We start from the raw sequence: 16,100 nt of genomic DNA on the forward strand, positions 1-16,100 counted from the left end.
TAAACATAAATGAAACCTGTTTAGGAGTCTTAAGCCAGCATTCAAAATAACTTTACTGCAGCATTTTCGGGTACCCAAATCAATTCTTTATTCTGTAACAATCTTTGATATATGGATTCCGAGCAACACATCGATACAGAAAAGCAGCCTAAATACTCACTCGCACCTTTTTTTAAAACATCTCCCTATCTGCTATGCATTGCAGGTTTTGATGGTTATTTCAAAAAAATAAATCCTGCTCTCACCAAACTTCTGGGGTATTCAAAAGAAGAATTATTCTCAAAACCGATCAATAGTTTTATTCATCCCGAAGATCGTGATCTAACCGAGAAACATCGGGATAACATAAGGCAAGGCAAGCCATTGCTGAATTTTGAGAACCGTTACATTTCTAAAAATGGCAAAACTGTCTGGCTTTCCTGGAACTCAATACCGGTAAATGATGATCAACTGGTATATGCAATTGCCAAAAATATTACCCACAAAAAGAAAGATGAAGAAAAGAGGAACCAGCTGCTTGCTGAGTTAACCGAGTCCAATCAACGGTTGAAACGACTCAATTACACAACGGCTCACGACCTTAGAACTCCCGTAAATAACCTGCTTTCTGTTTTTAACCTGATGGATATTTCCAATATTGAAGACCCTGAAATACTGGAGTATTTGGAGCTGTTAAAAACCGCTACGGGAAATTTAAAAAGGACTCTTGACAGTTATGTCGATGACCTTCAGAATGAGAGCACACTTCAGGATAAAGCGACCGAAATTGATCTGTTGAAAGTACTCAATTCCGTAACGCAATCACTTCAATCTCTTATTGAAGACTCAAACACAAAATTCCAGATTACATTGAATGGGTTCAGAAGAATAACATTCAACAGGAGCTACATGGAGAGCATTTTCCTAAATTTGATTACCAATTCCATTAAATATGCCCACCCTGACCGCGCGCCTGTTATTATTATTAAAACTGAAATTACCGATGGCCGGAAACAACTCATTTTTTCTGATAATGGGCAGGGGTTTAACAGCGAAAAGCAACAGGATAAAGTGTTTGGTTTCAACCAGACATTTCATGACCATGAGGACAGTAAAGGAATTGGACTTTACCTGGTGTATAATCACATCAAAAGTATGGGCGGAACGATATCTGTCAAAAGCAAAATAGATGAGGGCACAACATTTACAATAAAATTCAGGGATATTGGTCATTAATAAATTTACTCAAAGTTAGCCCTGTCATGAACCAGTTGTGAGAAGATAATGTTAATAAATTAACTCCAATACAGACGGTTATGCCTAATCAGAAAACATCTGCATATTACAAAGAGCCGGGTCCCAAGCTGGACCGGGAATCTCCCTTCGAATCCATGATGGAGCGGTTTCGTTTTGCCGCAGAACTGCTGGAACTGGATGAAGGGATGTTTCAATATCTTGCGAGTCCCGTGAAACAGGTAATTGTATCGGTACCGGTAATTATGGATTCGGGGGAAATTGAAGTGTTCGAAGGGTACCGCGTAATTCACGATAATGTGCTTGGCCCTTCCAAGGGCGGCATACGTTACGCCCCGGATGTAAATATCGACGAAGTAAAAGCCCTGGCGGCTTGGATGACGTGGAAGTGTGCCGTTGTTAATGTTCCGTTTGGTGGTGCCAAGGGTGGTGTTCGATGCAATCCCAAAGAGCTTTCAAGAATGGAACTGGAGCGACTGACACGTCGCTATACCTCGAATATGCTCGAGGTTTTTGGTCCCGACCGCGACATCCCCGCCCCTGATATGAACACGAACGAGCAGACCATGGCCTGGATTATGGACACCTACAGCATGAACGTCCACCGCACCGAAACGGCTGTTGTGACAGGAAAACCAACGCTTTTAGGCGGCTCGCAAGGTCGAAAAGAAGCGACGGGACGTGGCGTAGTCACTGTCACACTGGCCGCGCTGAATAAGCTGGCAATTCTTCCGAATAAATGCACCGTTGCCGTTCAGGGTTTTGGAAATGTGGGCTCCATCTCGGCAAAACTGATGTATGAGCTGGGTGCAAAAGTCATTGCTGTCAGTGACATTTCGGGAGGCTACTATAACGAAAACGGCATCGACATTCCCGCCGCAATCCAGTACAGTAAAAGAAATAATAATTCCCTGGAGGGATTTCCCGAGGCGGAGTCCATCTCGAATGCAGAACTTTTGCAATTGAAATGTGATGTGCTTATCCCCGCTGCCAAAGAGGATCAGATAAGTAAACAGAATGCCGATAACATACAGGCCCGGATTATTGCTGAAGGAGCTAACGGCCCGGTTACGGCCAATGCTGATACCATCCTTGAGGACAACGGCGTTATGGTGGTACCGGATATCCTTGCAAATGCGGGAGGCGTTACCGTTTCTTACTTTGAATGGGTGCAGGACCGGCAGGGTTATTTCTGGACGGAAGAGCGCGTAAACCGACGCCTCAATCGCATGATGCGCGATGCCTTTGACAACCTGTTTCAACTAAGTGAGCAACACAATATCACCCTGCGGCAGGCGGCTTATGTTTATGCAATCGACAAGGTGGCCAAGACACTGAAAATGCGCGGCATTTACGCTTAATAAATATTTTTCCCGGATATCCATATGGCAAAACAAACGAAATCACTGACTCTTTCCTCTGATTTTGACGAGATACAACGGGTGGAATCGTTCGTTGATGAATTACAGGATTGGATCAGCTTTGATGATGAAATATACGGAAATGTAATGCTGGCTCTGAGTGAAGCTGTAACCAACGCAATCGTGCATGGGAATAAGCAAGACTCCGATAAAAAAGTGCATATCAAGGCGAGTCAAAACAATCAAAAGCTAACCATCAGCATCAAAGATGAGGGAGAAGGATTCGATCCTTCATCGCTGCCCGATCCACTACAGGATGAAAACCTCCTTAAAGAGGGAGGCCGGGGCGTCTACCTTATCGAACAGTTTGCCGATGAAGTAACCTATTCAGAAGACGGTACCAAAATAACAGTGAGATTTTTGGTATAAAAAAACCTGCCGGCTTTTGAAGACCGGCAGGTCTAGCGTTACTCTTAAACGGAAACCCTTACTTACTTAAGTGAATTAATCCACTTCGCTATTCTTAAAGCTTCCTCCTCCGGCACGTTGGTCATGGGCGGCATCGCCGTGGCGAAGTCAGGCCAGTTTGAAAGATCCGGATTATAGATCAGCTCCACCATCTCTTCAGGGGTATAATTTCGCTGTGCGATCTGAGAAAAAGCAGGACCCACCTGCCGTTTGTCCCGGTTGTGGCAGGCATTACAGGTATACTTTGTCAACAAGGGTTTCATGGACTCATAAGTAGGAACGTCCGACTCCTGCTGGCTTGTTTGCCGAGATTCAGACGTTGTTGCTGCCTGATCAGCTTTGTTACCTGAATTGCGGGTGCTCATCTCATTCAGTGCCAGTTCCGGTCCCTCGGGAATTTCATTTAACGTGTAATACGCTGTGTTGTGCAGCAGTGGCTGTCCATCTTCTGCAAGCAGGCCATCCGCGATGAGATAATGAATATAGCTTTTTCGAAGATTTTCCAGTTTTAACCGGACGCTCATTCCGTCATCGGAGACTTTAACCCCTTGCACCCCGGTCTCCTGCTGGTCCACCATGGGGCTTCCATACACCGGATGATATTTATAGGTAAATGTTGAGACGGAATATGACGCCAGGTCTTTCGCTGTCTCCGGATCTACAGGTTTGGTGAATGTAATTTCAAAACCATCTGGTTTAGCCGAAACGTTTTTCATCTCGAAAGGAACCTGTCGATTCCACACCAACCGCTGAAGGCCCTCATTGGCCTCCCCGGCCGAGCCCCAGCCACGGTTTGTTTCCCCGACGAATAGCGAGCCGTCATTGCCCCATGCCATACGCAACACGCCCGATTGAAAGCCGCTGCGAAAATCGAAGACTGCTCCCTGGTATGTCCCTTTCACCTTTTCCAGTGCAACACGCATAATTTTACTTTGTCCCTGGTCACCAACCAACACCTGACCTGCAAATGGACCAAAGTGTCCATCCGGAATGGTAATTATATCAGAGTTTGAGATCCCCAAAATACCATGCGGCAGCCAAACGGCCGGCGTTTTCAGGGTCGGAAGATCCTCCTGAAGCTCAAACATCGTTTTATAATCCTCTTCATCCTGGATATTTTCGGGCTTTACGTAATTGCCTTCATCATCCTTGTAGATGCGGGGATCGATATGGGTATACAGGTCTTCTGTTTTCATACTCAGTGGAGAATTCGGCTTATCGGTCCATCGGAGGCCCGCCGGGTGACCGGTAAAATCGCCTTTTTCCACATGCCAGATGCCACCGGAACCGATCCAGTCGCCCTGGTTTTCGGCATAGAAGAGTTCACCGTCAATCATGCCCAACCCGGCCGGAGAGCGCATCCCGGTAGCCCAGGGCTCCATTTTTCCATCTTCGGTGATGCGCATCGTCCACCCTCTCCAGGGTACGCGACTTTCGCCCCGCCACCACTGTTGATCACCAAATGCCACATTAGCTGACACAAAGAACGAACCGTCGGGCGCTATCTGGGGCCCGTAACTGTACTCGTGGTAGTGGCCCGAGAGCGGCCAGGCGTATACTGTTTCAATCAGATCGGCCTTCCCATCGTAGTCGGTGTCCTCAAGCTTCGTTAGCTCACCGCGCTGGGAACAGTAAAATGCTCCATCCTTGTAGGCCAACCCTAAAACCTCGTGGAGTCCAGTAGCAAATTTTCTGAAATAGGGGTTATTACTGGATGGATTCTCAACGATAAAAATATCGCCTCTTCGTGTGGCAACAGCCAAGTTCCCATTTGGCAGCACGGTTAATCCTCCCACTTCAAGCAGGTATTCCTCCGGACTTATAACGTCCGCTATTTTAAAGAAGTCCTCTTCCGCAGGAATATCCTGGGCGGAAACCGAACTAAAAGTCACAGATAGCAAAAGCAGTACAAATGCACAATGACGCAAATAATTCATATCAAATTTCATCGTTTCCTCAAGTTTTAAAACAAGATAGTGTAGTTTATGGATGGTTGCGCCGGTATAATCAACTCATAGCGGCCATCGGTCTCACGGATGATCGGCTCCTTGGGATTTTCCAGCTGGATGTAATACGATTGGTCATCTACCAGGTATCGGTTATTCTCCACTTTTCTTATCGACTTCCCTGATGCCAGCCTGAAATACAGATCATCAGATATGTCCTTAAGGGTAACAGATCTTCGTACGCCGCCCCCGTTGTGCACAACCCGAATTTTATCCCGAACCGAAGTGCCGAACACTTCATACCTGAATTGGGGATTATCATTGTCATCCAGGGTATATCCCTTGGACTCGTAACCTGTACCAGTCGTATCATCCTTCCATGAGGCCCCATCATTTTCCAACTTGTTCAGAGACAATGCCGGACTCTCCAGCAGATGCTCCACCGAGCCATTGGGCCTTGAAGATCCATCACCGCGGCTGTACCACATCGGCGTGACGTCTAGAAAATCTCCCCGCCAAACCTGTACCAGGCTCCCGTGATTCATATCATAGGTATAGTGAAGTTTATTCAGGCTACTCACCGAGATCCCGTGAGTAACCCGGCTGCCCCCCGGAAGATCCATAAAACTGCGGAGCAGCGGCTTATCTTCCGCATGCACATAAATCGGGTTCCAGTCGCTTTGACCAGGCAAAGGCATATCACTCAGTGAGTGACTGCGAAGCCCTTCCGCCGATACCGAGAGCTGAAAACCAGCCTCCGCCCAGTCTGCCCTGCGGGCGTATAGCAGTTCAAAAGGCACCTCTCCCGCTGAAAGGTTAACGCTACCCTCTGCACTATCAATGGGGATGACTTCATTTCCTGAAATGCGCAACAGTCCCGCGCCGGCAGCCACATTCAACTCGAACGTGTAATTACCAGCCTCATCACTCTGGATCGTACCGGTATAACGCAGCAGGAATTGTTCGGGCAGCCCCCCCAAATATGGCGTCAGGAGTTCTGAACTACCTGACTTAATAACTGAAAGTGTATCAATGTCTGGTTCTTCCGTAAATTCTCCTTCATAGACACTGTACTGTAGATCCTTTACTGTGGGAGCCGTCCGGTCATACCGCGTAATCCTGATGTTTCGAAAGGCAACCGGACCGTGATCGCCCTGGAATCGGAGCGGACCTTCCGGAACTTCGCCTTCCCCATAGGCGCCGGCAGTAGGCCCCAAGAGCTCAACATCTTCATGGATAACTACGCCATTCAGCTCTGCACGCAATATTCGTGCATTTTCCACCTTCTCACCATTTTCATTAAACCGGGGAGCGCGAAAAGACAATTCGAGATGTTGCCACAGTCCCGGTGCGCGGCTGGCATTTTGCCGGGGTGCATATCCTTGCCGTCCTTTCACACCCGCCGGGCGCTCATAAATTCCGCCATTATTGCTGGATGATGGGACTTTAACCGTCCAGCTGTCATGTAGTTGAAGTTCATATCGTCCCTGGAGATAGATTCCTGAATTCGATCCCCTGGGCATCATATAATCCAGTTCGAGATCGATATCTCCATGGTTGAGCTTCGTATACAGGTCTTCTCCCCCGTGCTCAGCCTGGGGATTATTAACCAGTATATCACTGCCATCGGTAACAGTAATAGTATTGTCTTTATCCATTGAAGCTGTAACCTCACCGGCCATTTGCCAATTTTCTGCAGGTTCGTTAAAACTGTTTAGGCCATCAAGCAAAATTTGGTTGGAGTCTTGCGCATTAACACCCGAAGCAAACAGCATCAATACCAGGCAGGCTATCCACCGGGATGGGTCAAAGAAAATCGCTTTTACGTTCATATGGTTTTTATTGATTAAATGAGAATTACACAATTCTACTATAACTATAAAAATGTGATTGGCTGAACATTACCGCCCGGGTAGTTCAACCAATCACAATGTAATCAAGACCTGTCAATCTTGGTTAATTATAACCCGGATTTTGTTCAAGTGCAGGGTTAGTCTGAATTTCATCATCCGGTATGGGGTATAAGAGATGATGCTCCTGGTATGTTTGTCCCCAGTTATTCGATGCCCCTACAACATCAACAAAGTTAACTTCTCCGGGATTATTTTCAGACGGAACAGGATATTGCCGGGTCCGCTGAATATCCGTCCAGATTTTGAAGTTCAGGGGCAGCTCACGAAGCCGCTCTTTCCAGACTTCTTCCACAAACTCTTGTTCCGAAAGTCCCGATAAATTGGCAATAATGGTACTTCTGTCGGTTTGCCAGTAGGCCCGTTCCCTGACGTCTGCAAGATACGAAATCGCTTCGTTTGTTACGCCTTCCGAGCGTGCAATTGCTTCAGCTGCAATGAGAAGCACTTCTGAGTAACGGTAAACCCGCAGGTCCCGATCTCCACTATTTCCGCTTTCAAACGCGACATCCTCTTCGTACCACATATATGGTGCCCACTCATTGAACTCATACACCGTCCCGTCTCTTTCCAACGAGCTATAGAAAAGCTGTTTCTCCTGGACACGCAAGTCATCATTCGGATCATAAATCCAGGTATACTCTTCAATCGGACGGTATACATTGAAGGTCCTGCCGAAAGTGATACCCGCCGGGCGAACGTCACCAGGAATAATTTGACCAGGAAAATCATTGCTGGCAATATTGCCGTCGTACTCGATGCCGTAGATAAACTCATCGTCGACATCAGAAGTACGCATCTTGTTGTAGGCACTCATAGTCATGGGGTCTGACCCATGCTCCACTAACCCATACTGCCCTGAATTGATAACGGTCCTGGCAGCATCTGCGGCATCGGCATAACTACCCTGTGACTGCAATGGATATCCGGCCCTGCTCAAATGGACATCGGCGAGCAAGGCAGCAGCAGCTCCCCGTGTTATCCGAAAATTGTTATCAGGAAATGGGGCATCTGCCAAACCGCCATTGTTTACCGCCCAATCAAGATCGGCTACAATCTGATTATATACTTCCGCGGAACTGGTGCGTGACACCTCAAGCCCGTCGAGCCCCTCTACCGGTTCCGTTATAAGAGGGACATCCCCAAAAGAGGTTACCAGGTTGAAGTAGTTAAGCGCTCGGAAAAACCGGGCTTCAGCCAATAGACGATTTTTTTCGTTTTCGGAAAACCCTTCCATGTCAGGAATAGCCTGGAGGGCAAGGTTCGCGTGGGAAATGGCTTCATAATGGCCTGACCACCAGCCGTCGAAGAACTGGTTCAATATCTCAGGATCCAGGGTCAAATCTTGAGCAACCTGCCCTTGTATGCGCTCCCCTTTCGCTTCGTTGTCGAAGAAACCCGACATGAAGCCGCCGAACATAACATTGGCCCCGCCGAAACCCGAGTCATAAAAGTCTGCGGCTCGGCCTTCACGATAAAGACCGTTTACCAGGCCGGTAACTGTTTCCGGTGAATCCAGCAGTTGATTGGTTGAGATTTCATCTTTGGGTGCTTCAGTCAAAAAATTATCGCAGGAGTTTAGCGTCAAGAACCCCACTATAAATACAAGTATGAATTTCTTCATGGTATTAATATGGTCTTAAAATTGATCATTAAAATTGGATATTGACTCCAAGCGTGAAGGTTCGCGGCTTAGGATACTGGTAAAAGAAGATGTTCTGAGTATTGGGATTTCCCTGCCATGAAGATCCTTCAGGATCGTGGCCCTTGAAATCCGGATGATGAATTACAAACGCGTTCTGGAGGCTTGCAGTTACTCTCAACCGCTGTAAACCATACTCAGAGATTTTACCTTGATCAAAACTGTATCCCAGTGAAAACAGGTTCCCTCGGATATAAGACCCGTCAACAATCCAATGGCTGTCAGCCTGGGTATTCTGTCCAGACAGTGGTTGATGACGTATCCGTTGAATGGGGGTATCTTGATTATCTGGAGTCCACGCCTCATACAATTGGGTAGCAATACCATTAGTAAGCGCTTGGCGATCTTCCGCAGTGTGGAGGAATTGCTGCATGATCTCATTTCCATATACAAATTGTATATCTGCGGTAAAATCAAAGTTTCCAACATTTACCTTGTTGGAGAAACTTCCTGTCCACTCTGGCAAACCATTTCCGATAATCTTACGGTCGGACGATCGCTTCGCCTCACCGGGAATTCGTCCCGCAGCAGCGGCTTCAGCTGCCTCATCTGTGCCCCAGGTGCCTAAACGCTCGAACCCGTAGAAGTTTCCTATCGGTTCGCCTACACGCAATATCGTCTGGCTACCGGAGACCCAGTTTGGTCCGGGAAAGATATCTTCATCCTCAGCGCCCAGGCTTTCAACCGTATTCTTGTTGTAATTGAAATTGAGTGTGGTTGACCAAAAGAAATCGTTGGTCTGGATATTCCTGGTCGTCATCATGAAATCAACACCACGATTAGAAACAGATCCAATATTATCCATTACCACATCAAAACCGCTGGTGGAGGGAATCGGCCGCTGCAGCAACAGATCGTCGGTCAATTTGTCATAGTAGTCAGCCTCAAGTGACACCACTTGGTTAAACAGATCAATTTCAAGACCGATATTATACTGAGTGGTTTTTTCCCACTCCAAATCTGGATTTGCCAGGCGCTGCGGTGCACTCGTATTCTGGCGGGCACCGCCAAGTAGCACCGAACCGGAACTGATCGTAGAAAGGGATTGATAAGTACCAATCTCGGTGTTACCGGTTCGTCCCCAGGATGCTCTTAGTTTCAGTCGGTTAATAGCATCCATATCAGACATAAACTCTTCGTTGGAAACGGTCCAGCCAACCCCGATTGAAGGAAAGAAACCATACTTGTTATTCTCACCAAATCGTGACGATCCATCAATACGGCTTGTCAGGGTAGCACTGTAGGTATTGTCAAAGGTATAACTACCTCTTGCAAAGTAGGAGTTCATGGACCAGTCCCAAGTATCGGAATTTGGGAAACCGCTAACTTCAGTAGCCGCATCAACATTGTTGGTACGGTAGAAATCGTTCGGGAAAATACGCACCCCGAAACCGTTGCTTCGGTATGACCGCTCCTGCCAACTGGCTCCCAAAACGGCGTTAATTCTGTGCTTTCCGGTATCCTGAAGGTAAGTCAGATAGTTCTCATTTTGCCAGTAGGTAGTTTCACTGTTGTTCATTCCGGCACTCCCCACGGAAGATTCCGGGGATTCCAGGTCTGTTGGCTGGTAGTCGCGAGATTCGAAATTCGTGTTATCAACACCGAATTGTGTGCGGAACTCCAGGTTATCGGTGATTTGAAATGCGGCATAGGCATTACCAAAAAGCTGTACCCGATCTCTCAGCCGATCTTCTTCCATCGCACGTTGCACCGGGTTTGGCTGCCCTTCAAGCGAGGTGAATTTAACATCATTAAAATGACTCCAGTCACCATCCGGCATTTTCACTGGAAGAATCGGGGCAAACTCAACCATAGTACGGCGTACGACCTGCCCGCCGCCCCCTTCTTCAACACTGTTCTCCCAGGTTCTGTTGACCCTTAAATTGGTTCCCAGCGTTAGCCAATCGGTCGGACTTGCATCATACACAATTCGGGCACTCGCGCGCTTCATATAGTTATTGAGAATGACTCCTTCATTATTGGTGTAATTCAAAAAGCCACCAAATGAGGATTTTTCACCGCCTGACTGAATTCCCAACTGGTGATCATGAGAAAGGGCGGTGCGAGTTACCTCTTCCTGCCAGTCCGTATCATATAGCGGATTTCCCTGTTCATCGAACAAGGTTCCGATATCATCTGAAAGATCAAATACCGGTTCTTGTCCAGGAGGATAATCTTCGAAAAGAGTAGCATTTTCGAATCCACGACGTTGAACTTCCATAAACTCTTCAGCATTCATCGCATCCATCTTGCTTGCCAACCTGCCTACGCTGAATGAACCGTTATAACTAACGGCAACATCTTCGGACGGCGTATCACCCCGTTTGGTCGTTACGAGTATCACACCATTAGCGCCTCTGGAACCATAAATGGCCGTTGCCGAAGCATCTTTTAAGACCTCAATACTTTCAATGTTATTGGGGTTCATATACTGAATGCCATCTTCCATCGCAACACCGTCAACCACATATAATGGTTCGGTACCTGCGTTAATGGAACCTGTCCCCCTAATAACTACACGATTACTGCCAGTAGGGGCTCCTGAGTTAGTAAAAATATTAACACCGGCAACTTTACCACGCAGTCCCTGCAGAGCGTTAAAAGCGGATTGCTGTTCTCCCAGATCTTCACTTGAAACCATCCCTATAGATCCGGTGACATCTGATTTCTTTTGGATGCCATATCCAGTGACTACAAGCTCTTCACCCTCAATTGCTTGCGGCTGCATGGTTACATCCAGATTGGTACGCCCATTAATCGGCATCTGTCCTGTCTCGTACCCTATAAATGAAAAAATAAGTGTATCCTGAAGCGAAGGAACACTGAGTTCAAAATTTCCCTGGGCATCGGTGGAAGTCCCGCTCGTGGTGCCCTTCACCAAGACGTTTACTCCCGGCATCGGGTCACCCGATGAGGCATCGGTTACAGTACCATTGACGGTCTCCAGGTTAATCTCCTGATTCGGTGCGCTGTCCTTTGGCAAGATACCGAGGGTCCGGTGCGTGAGCACTTTATACCTGAATCCGAAATCCGACAGGAGGTCATCTAGAAGGTTAAACAACCCGTTTTGGAACAATATCACTCGGTTTTCGGCGAATGTTTTGCCCTCCAGCAGTTCGCTTTTGTAGAAAAACTTTACATCATATGTATTTTCAATTGTCGATAATACCTTTTGCAGGCTGGTTCCTTTTTCAACCGTTTCTATGGTTTTAGAATTGATATCCGTAGAACTTACGTATACATCACCAGACTCTTGTGCCCCTGCTACAAGCGTAACAGAAAACAACAGAATCATCAGGCTTACAATCCCTGCGTATTTGTAGTGTTCCATAATTATCCTATCCCTAAGTCTTAGTTGTTTTGTTCAATTATTACAGTTTCTTCTGATTTATAAATGTTCACGTCCATTACTTCGGAAACAGCATTCATCAATCCGTCTAAACTTCTGAAGTCTATTGAACCCGAGAGCCTCATATCCAAAATCCCGGGATCTTTTATTTTCACCTCCTTTCCATAGGTTCGTTCAATCCGGCTAACAAGTACTGAAAAAGGGGTTTCATCGAAATAGAGCTCGTTCGTAGTCCAAGAGGTGTAAACCGCCGGGTTAACTTTGTTCAGGGCTATTTGCTCCCTGGATTTGTGGAATTGTGCCATCTCTCCCGGCTGCATTTTCATTTCAGGCGTTGAGGGAGTTTCGGGACTCGCGACCTTTACTCGTACCTCGCCCTCTTCCAGCACCACTTTCGTGCCCTCGCCATAGGTGTCTACCGTAAAAAGCGTTCCCCAGACGGCGGCCGAACCGTCCTCGGTTTCAACAACAAATTTCGGTTTGTTTTTAGATTCTTTAGGAGTGATTGAGAAATAGGCTTCTCCTTCGAGACCAACTCGTTTCACCGGCTGGTCAAGCCAGTTACTTTTATAGGTAAGCTTCGAACCTGCTGCAAGAATGACACTGGATCCATCCGATAGATTGATCGTTTTCTTTTCTGCATACCCTGTTTCCACGGTCATGATGGCCACAGGTTCACTTTCAGGCGTTGGCTCCTGGTACATGTAGAGTGCCAATCCCACAAAGGCGCCAATCAAAAGAACAGCGGCTGCTTTGAACAGGTATCCCATTAAACCGCCGTTATTCCCAGTGGCACGATCCTCAGGATTGCGGAACCTTATATTATTCTGCCGCTCTATATCATCCCGAACTTTTGACCATTCATTCTTGATATCCGGCAGTTGAGGAGTGGTAAACCGTAGACCCGTTATCTTTTTCTGTGCGTCCAGGGCCTTTCGGCGATGTTCATCGCTCTTCTTAACCCATTCATTCCAAAATACCGCCCGGTCTCCCTCTGAATCGCCCATTGCCCATTCTACAAATGAGGGATCATTAACCAATTCCTGAACAGTGTACTCGCTCTTATCCACGATGCAATCATTTATTATTATGGGTTGCTACATACTATAGAGCAGCTCAGACAGCAGAGTACTCACCTAAATTTTATTTTTTCTGTAAACCGTGTATTAACCCTGTCAGAAACCTGTAAAAGGAAAATTCCCTTGGGAAGGGATGATTCCTAAAACAATTAGCACGACAAACAATCCGATATTTTTTGCCGGTTTTGTGCGTGAACTGTGTAAGGGGGGTTGCCAATCACGGCTGCAAGGATGTTATGGAATGAGGGGCTCCAGAGCTTCAGATTTTACTCTTCTCTTCCCGGCCTTGTAAAGGTGACTGCCCGGAAGGGAACGGAGGGAAGCGTAAAGAAAAAATCTGCGATTTTTTTATTCCGACAGCTGTAGGAACGGTGATTTTTTCGTGGACAGTTCTTTAGTCCGATTACAGGTGGATTTGTTCATACAAAAAGGAATACCTCTATCATAGAGAGCAGCTGTTACTTTTTTAGGATGCCCTAATATAGTATTAGCTCCGTTGGCTCGAAATACTATCACTGGTAAGTGAGATACTGGGCAAACAACCCAAACAAGACAAGGAGAAATGGCAGTATGGCTATTGCAATCTTTGTTATATCCTCGCCCATTATTTCGCGGAGGTTGGAGATGGCGCGATAGATGTGATTTTTTATAGATTGATATTTTATAGATAGGATATCTTCAATCTCATCATAACTCATCCCGTTGAAATATTTGAGGTACAGCACTTCTTTTTGGCGGCCGGGCAGTTGATCCAACGCTTTATAAAGGGCCTCTATTTTTTCCGCCTTTATTTCATCTTTGATGAGTATAACCTCGGGGGAAAACTGGATCTGGGGATTCTCATTCTCGGCATTTTCCCAGTCTTCATAATATTTGCGCCGTTTCTTTAATTTCTTTAGCAAACTTCTCCGCAGGGAGGCCAAAAGATAGGCTTTAACGGAATCAACTTCCGATAGATGCTCTCTTCGATCCCAAAGTTGCACAAACAGCTGGTGAATCCCGTCTTTTGTCAACTCCCGGCGACTTGTCAACTTCAATCCGTATCCAAATAGATCACCGTAATAGCGCTCAAAAATCTGTTCCCACGCATTCAGATCTCCATCTAGAAATTTTTTCCATAGTGTGTTGCCATCCGGGTTGGCTTCCGGCTGGATCGAATACATTCCCTTTTCAGACATGGCGAATTTCCCTGTTCAGTACCTATTTGTTCATAGAACAATCGGTTTAGTTTGTCTTTCCCAATTCCCAATTTGATGAGGGATGCAAATTGATCCCCGTACCCCAAAAGCCATAATCTGTCAACCCCTAAAGTAAGTGATAAAATAGAACTATTGCCAACCGGTAAATACCATTCCTGGGCGGGTTAACATATTCTTCTTACAGGGTTAACCCTGGGATAAACTGGCTTGATTGGGTGTATCAGTCAGCCGCCTGCTCCGTAACAATTCCCATCAGGCGATAAAGCTCCGTCTCGGCCGCTTTGGCCTCAAAACGGGCCTGGATCAACCGGCTCTCCGCATCGATGAGCGTGCGCTGGGCTTCCCGCAGTTCTATAGAATTGATCGTGCCCAGCTTGAAGCGCTCAAGCGCAATATCCACGGTCTGCTCCGCATATACCAGGTTTTCTTCCTCCAGTTTCACTAGCCTGAGGGCATTTAGATAGCTGTTAAACTCAGAGTTGATACCGGCTTTCACCTGCTGCTGTTGCTCTTGGAAAGAGAGGCGTTGGTTTTTGAGCGCAATCTGTGCATTCTGTCGTCTCCGCTCCCTGTTAAACCCATCGAAAAGCGTTATCCGCGCCGTTAGTCCATAATTAAAACCGGTGCTCTGGCTCAGCTCCAGGAACCCGGCACCGGATTCATTCAAATTGTACCCATAGCCGACATTCAGATCTAGTTCGGGGAATCGCTCAGCCTTGATCTCTTTGATCTCAAGCTCTGTCACTCGCTCATTGGTTTTGGCTACGGCCAGCTGCAAATTATCTGAAAGGGCTTTTTCAACAATCTCCTCATATTCTAACTCTTGGTTTACCGGGATATCGGCCTGCACTGCAAACTGCTGATCTACATCGCGACCCATCAGCTCATTGAGCAAAAGTTTTGCGTCGTGTAGTGTTATCTCCTGCCGTATCATTGCAGCACGATCGGCGTTATAGTCGGCCCGGGCCTGCAGCAGGTCGTATTCGGAGCCGGAACCCAGATCCTTCCTCGTCTCCGCTATCTGGATCCGCTGTTCGGATAGCTCAAGCGTACTTTCAAGGACATCTGCTATCTTTTTCTGCCGTACAATGTTAAAATAAGCGGTAATGATCTGTGCAATTCTATTTTCTATCGCCAGGCGTGACTCGATAGCTCCCAACTCTTTCAGTTCACTCAATCGCTGATATGTAGTAAACATTCCCAGTCCGTCAAAAATGGTCCAGTTCAGTGATGCCGAGGCATTCGTTGTCGTCGTCTCAGCACCGTCGACATCCCGGTCGGGTATACTGTTGCCCGAAAACTCTGTCTTACTGTCTTCTATTCTTTTTGTTCGGGATGCGGTAGCCGATAACTCAGGGAAAAAACCTGCATTCCCATACGACTGGTTGTTCTCAGCGATATCGGCAACGTTTCGGGCAATGCGAATCGAAAAGTTATTTTCCAGCCCAATTCTGATTGCTTCGTCTAAACGGAGAACTTCCGGTTCCTTATTTTGAGCAAGAAGAGATGGCACAAACAGCACGCAAATTGCTGCTAAGATGATAATGATACGAATCATGTGAATTATTATTTATGAATTGAGCCTGAATTTACTGTAGAAACCGAAAAAAATACCGTAACGCGTTTAGGAAGACAGCTGTCGGAGATATCTTGGTAACAAGTGACGTTGATCAAATATTTACCTGGTTCAACGACCATGAACCTTGCGAGATCCTGAAACAAGTTCAGGATGACACAGAGGTTTCTTTCAATCTCTAAATACATTACCGTTTGCTTTTTAGTACTACACAACATAAGAAACCTGCTTATCCACAGCGCAGGAATTAATTCCCGCGCAAGTGATGGGGCTATAT

At 46.6% G+C, this 16,100-nt stretch carries 10 protein-coding genes; 3 read left to right on the top strand and 7 right to left on the bottom strand.

Annotated elements, in window-relative coordinates; genetic code table 11:
- Positions 1-111 precede the first annotated feature (111 nt).
- From NC796_RS16640 to NC796_RS16650, 3 genes are all read left to right on the top strand, one after another.
- Positions 112-1,215: a PAS domain-containing sensor histidine kinase gene (locus NC796_RS16640; protein ID WP_310686002.1), complete on the top strand. Its 1,104-nt coding sequence runs from the start codon at positions 112-114 to the stop codon at positions 1,213-1,215.
- 80 nt (positions 1,216-1,295) lie between these two features.
- Positions 1,296-2,594 (top strand): Glu/Leu/Phe/Val dehydrogenase, encoded by a 1,299-nt coding sequence (locus NC796_RS16645; RefSeq protein WP_310686003.1) that lies wholly within the window; start codon positions 1,296-1,298, stop codon positions 2,592-2,594.
- Between the two features lie 24 nt (positions 2,595-2,618).
- Positions 2,619-3,023: an ATP-binding protein gene (locus NC796_RS16650; protein ID WP_310686004.1), complete on the top strand. Its 405-nt coding sequence runs from the start codon at positions 2,619-2,621 to the stop codon at positions 3,021-3,023.
- Positions 3,024-3,085: 62 nt separating this feature from the next.
- Here the strand turns inward: NC796_RS16650 and NC796_RS16655 are convergent, their stop codons facing one another.
- The 7 genes from NC796_RS16655 to NC796_RS16685 form a co-directional block, all read right to left on the bottom strand.
- Positions 3,086-5,011: a hypothetical protein gene (locus NC796_RS16655; protein ID WP_310686005.1), complete on the bottom strand. Its 1,926-nt coding sequence runs from the start codon at positions 5,009-5,011 to the stop codon at positions 3,086-3,088.
- A 14-nt stretch (positions 5,012-5,025) separates the two neighbouring features.
- Positions 5,026-6,840, bottom strand: coding sequence for a family 16 glycoside hydrolase (locus NC796_RS16660; protein WP_310686006.1), 1,815 nt, complete (start codon positions 6,838-6,840; stop codon positions 5,026-5,028).
- Positions 6,841-6,964: 124 nt separating this feature from the next.
- Positions 6,965-8,542, bottom strand: a complete 1,578-nt coding sequence (locus tag NC796_RS16665) for a RagB/SusD family nutrient uptake outer membrane protein (protein WP_310686007.1) — start codon at positions 8,540-8,542, stop codon at positions 6,965-6,967.
- A 28-nt stretch (positions 8,543-8,570) separates the two neighbouring features.
- Complete coding sequence (locus NC796_RS16670; RefSeq protein WP_310686008.1) at positions 8,571-11,951, bottom strand: SusC/RagA family TonB-linked outer membrane protein; 3,381 nt, start codon at positions 11,949-11,951, stop codon at positions 8,571-8,573.
- A 20-nt stretch (positions 11,952-11,971) separates the two neighbouring features.
- Positions 11,972-13,039: a FecR domain-containing protein gene (locus NC796_RS16675; RefSeq protein ID WP_310686009.1), complete on the bottom strand. Its 1,068-nt coding sequence runs from the start codon at positions 13,037-13,039 to the stop codon at positions 11,972-11,974.
- A gap of 521 nt (positions 13,040-13,560) precedes the next feature.
- The gene (locus NC796_RS16680) at positions 13,561-14,226 is read right to left on the bottom strand and encodes a sigma-70 family RNA polymerase sigma factor (protein ID WP_310686010.1); all 666 of its coding nucleotides are present in this window, start codon (positions 14,224-14,226) and stop codon (positions 13,561-13,563) included.
- 241 nt (positions 14,227-14,467) lie between these two features.
- Entirely contained in the window at positions 14,468-15,805 is a 1,338-nt protein-coding gene (locus NC796_RS16685; protein ID WP_310686012.1) for a TolC family protein, read from the bottom strand.
- Between the last annotated feature and the right edge of the window lie 295 nt (positions 15,806-16,100).

The organism is Aliifodinibius sp. S!AR15-10, from assembly GCF_031569985.1.
Lineage (GTDB): Bacteria > Bacteroidota > Rhodothermia > Balneolales > Balneolaceae > JAMQKA01.

What these genes read in the sequence shown, in the direction of transcription:
- NC796_RS16640 (WP_310686002.1), top strand. Translation starts at nt 112, where the DNA reads ATGGATTCCGAGCAACACATCGATACAGAAAAGCAGCCTAAATACTCA.
- NC796_RS16645 (WP_310686003.1), top strand. Translation starts at nt 1,296, where the DNA reads ATGCCTAATCAGAAAACATCTGCATATTACAAAGAGCCGGGTCCCAAG.
- NC796_RS16650 (WP_310686004.1), top strand. Translation starts at nt 2,619, where the DNA reads ATGGCAAAACAAACGAAATCACTGACTCTTTCCTCTGATTTTGACGAG.
- NC796_RS16655 (WP_310686005.1), bottom strand. Translation starts at nt 5,011, where the DNA reads ATGAAATTTGATATGAATTATTTGCGTCATTGTGCATTTGTACTGCTT.
- NC796_RS16660 (WP_310686006.1), bottom strand. Translation starts at nt 6,840, where the DNA reads ATGAACGTAAAAGCGATTTTCTTTGACCCATCCCGGTGGATAGCCTGC.
- NC796_RS16665 (WP_310686007.1), bottom strand. Translation starts at nt 8,542, where the DNA reads ATGAAGAAATTCATACTTGTATTTATAGTGGGGTTCTTGACGCTAAAC.
- NC796_RS16670 (WP_310686008.1), bottom strand. Translation starts at nt 11,951, where the DNA reads ATGGAACACTACAAATACGCAGGGATTGTAAGCCTGATGATTCTGTTG.
- NC796_RS16680 (WP_310686010.1), bottom strand. Translation starts at nt 14,226, where the DNA reads ATGTCTGAAAAGGGAATGTATTCGATCCAGCCGGAAGCCAACCCGGAT.
- NC796_RS16685 (WP_310686012.1), bottom strand. Translation starts at nt 15,805, where the DNA reads ATGATTCGTATCATTATCATCTTAGCAGCAATTTGCGTGCTGTTTGTG.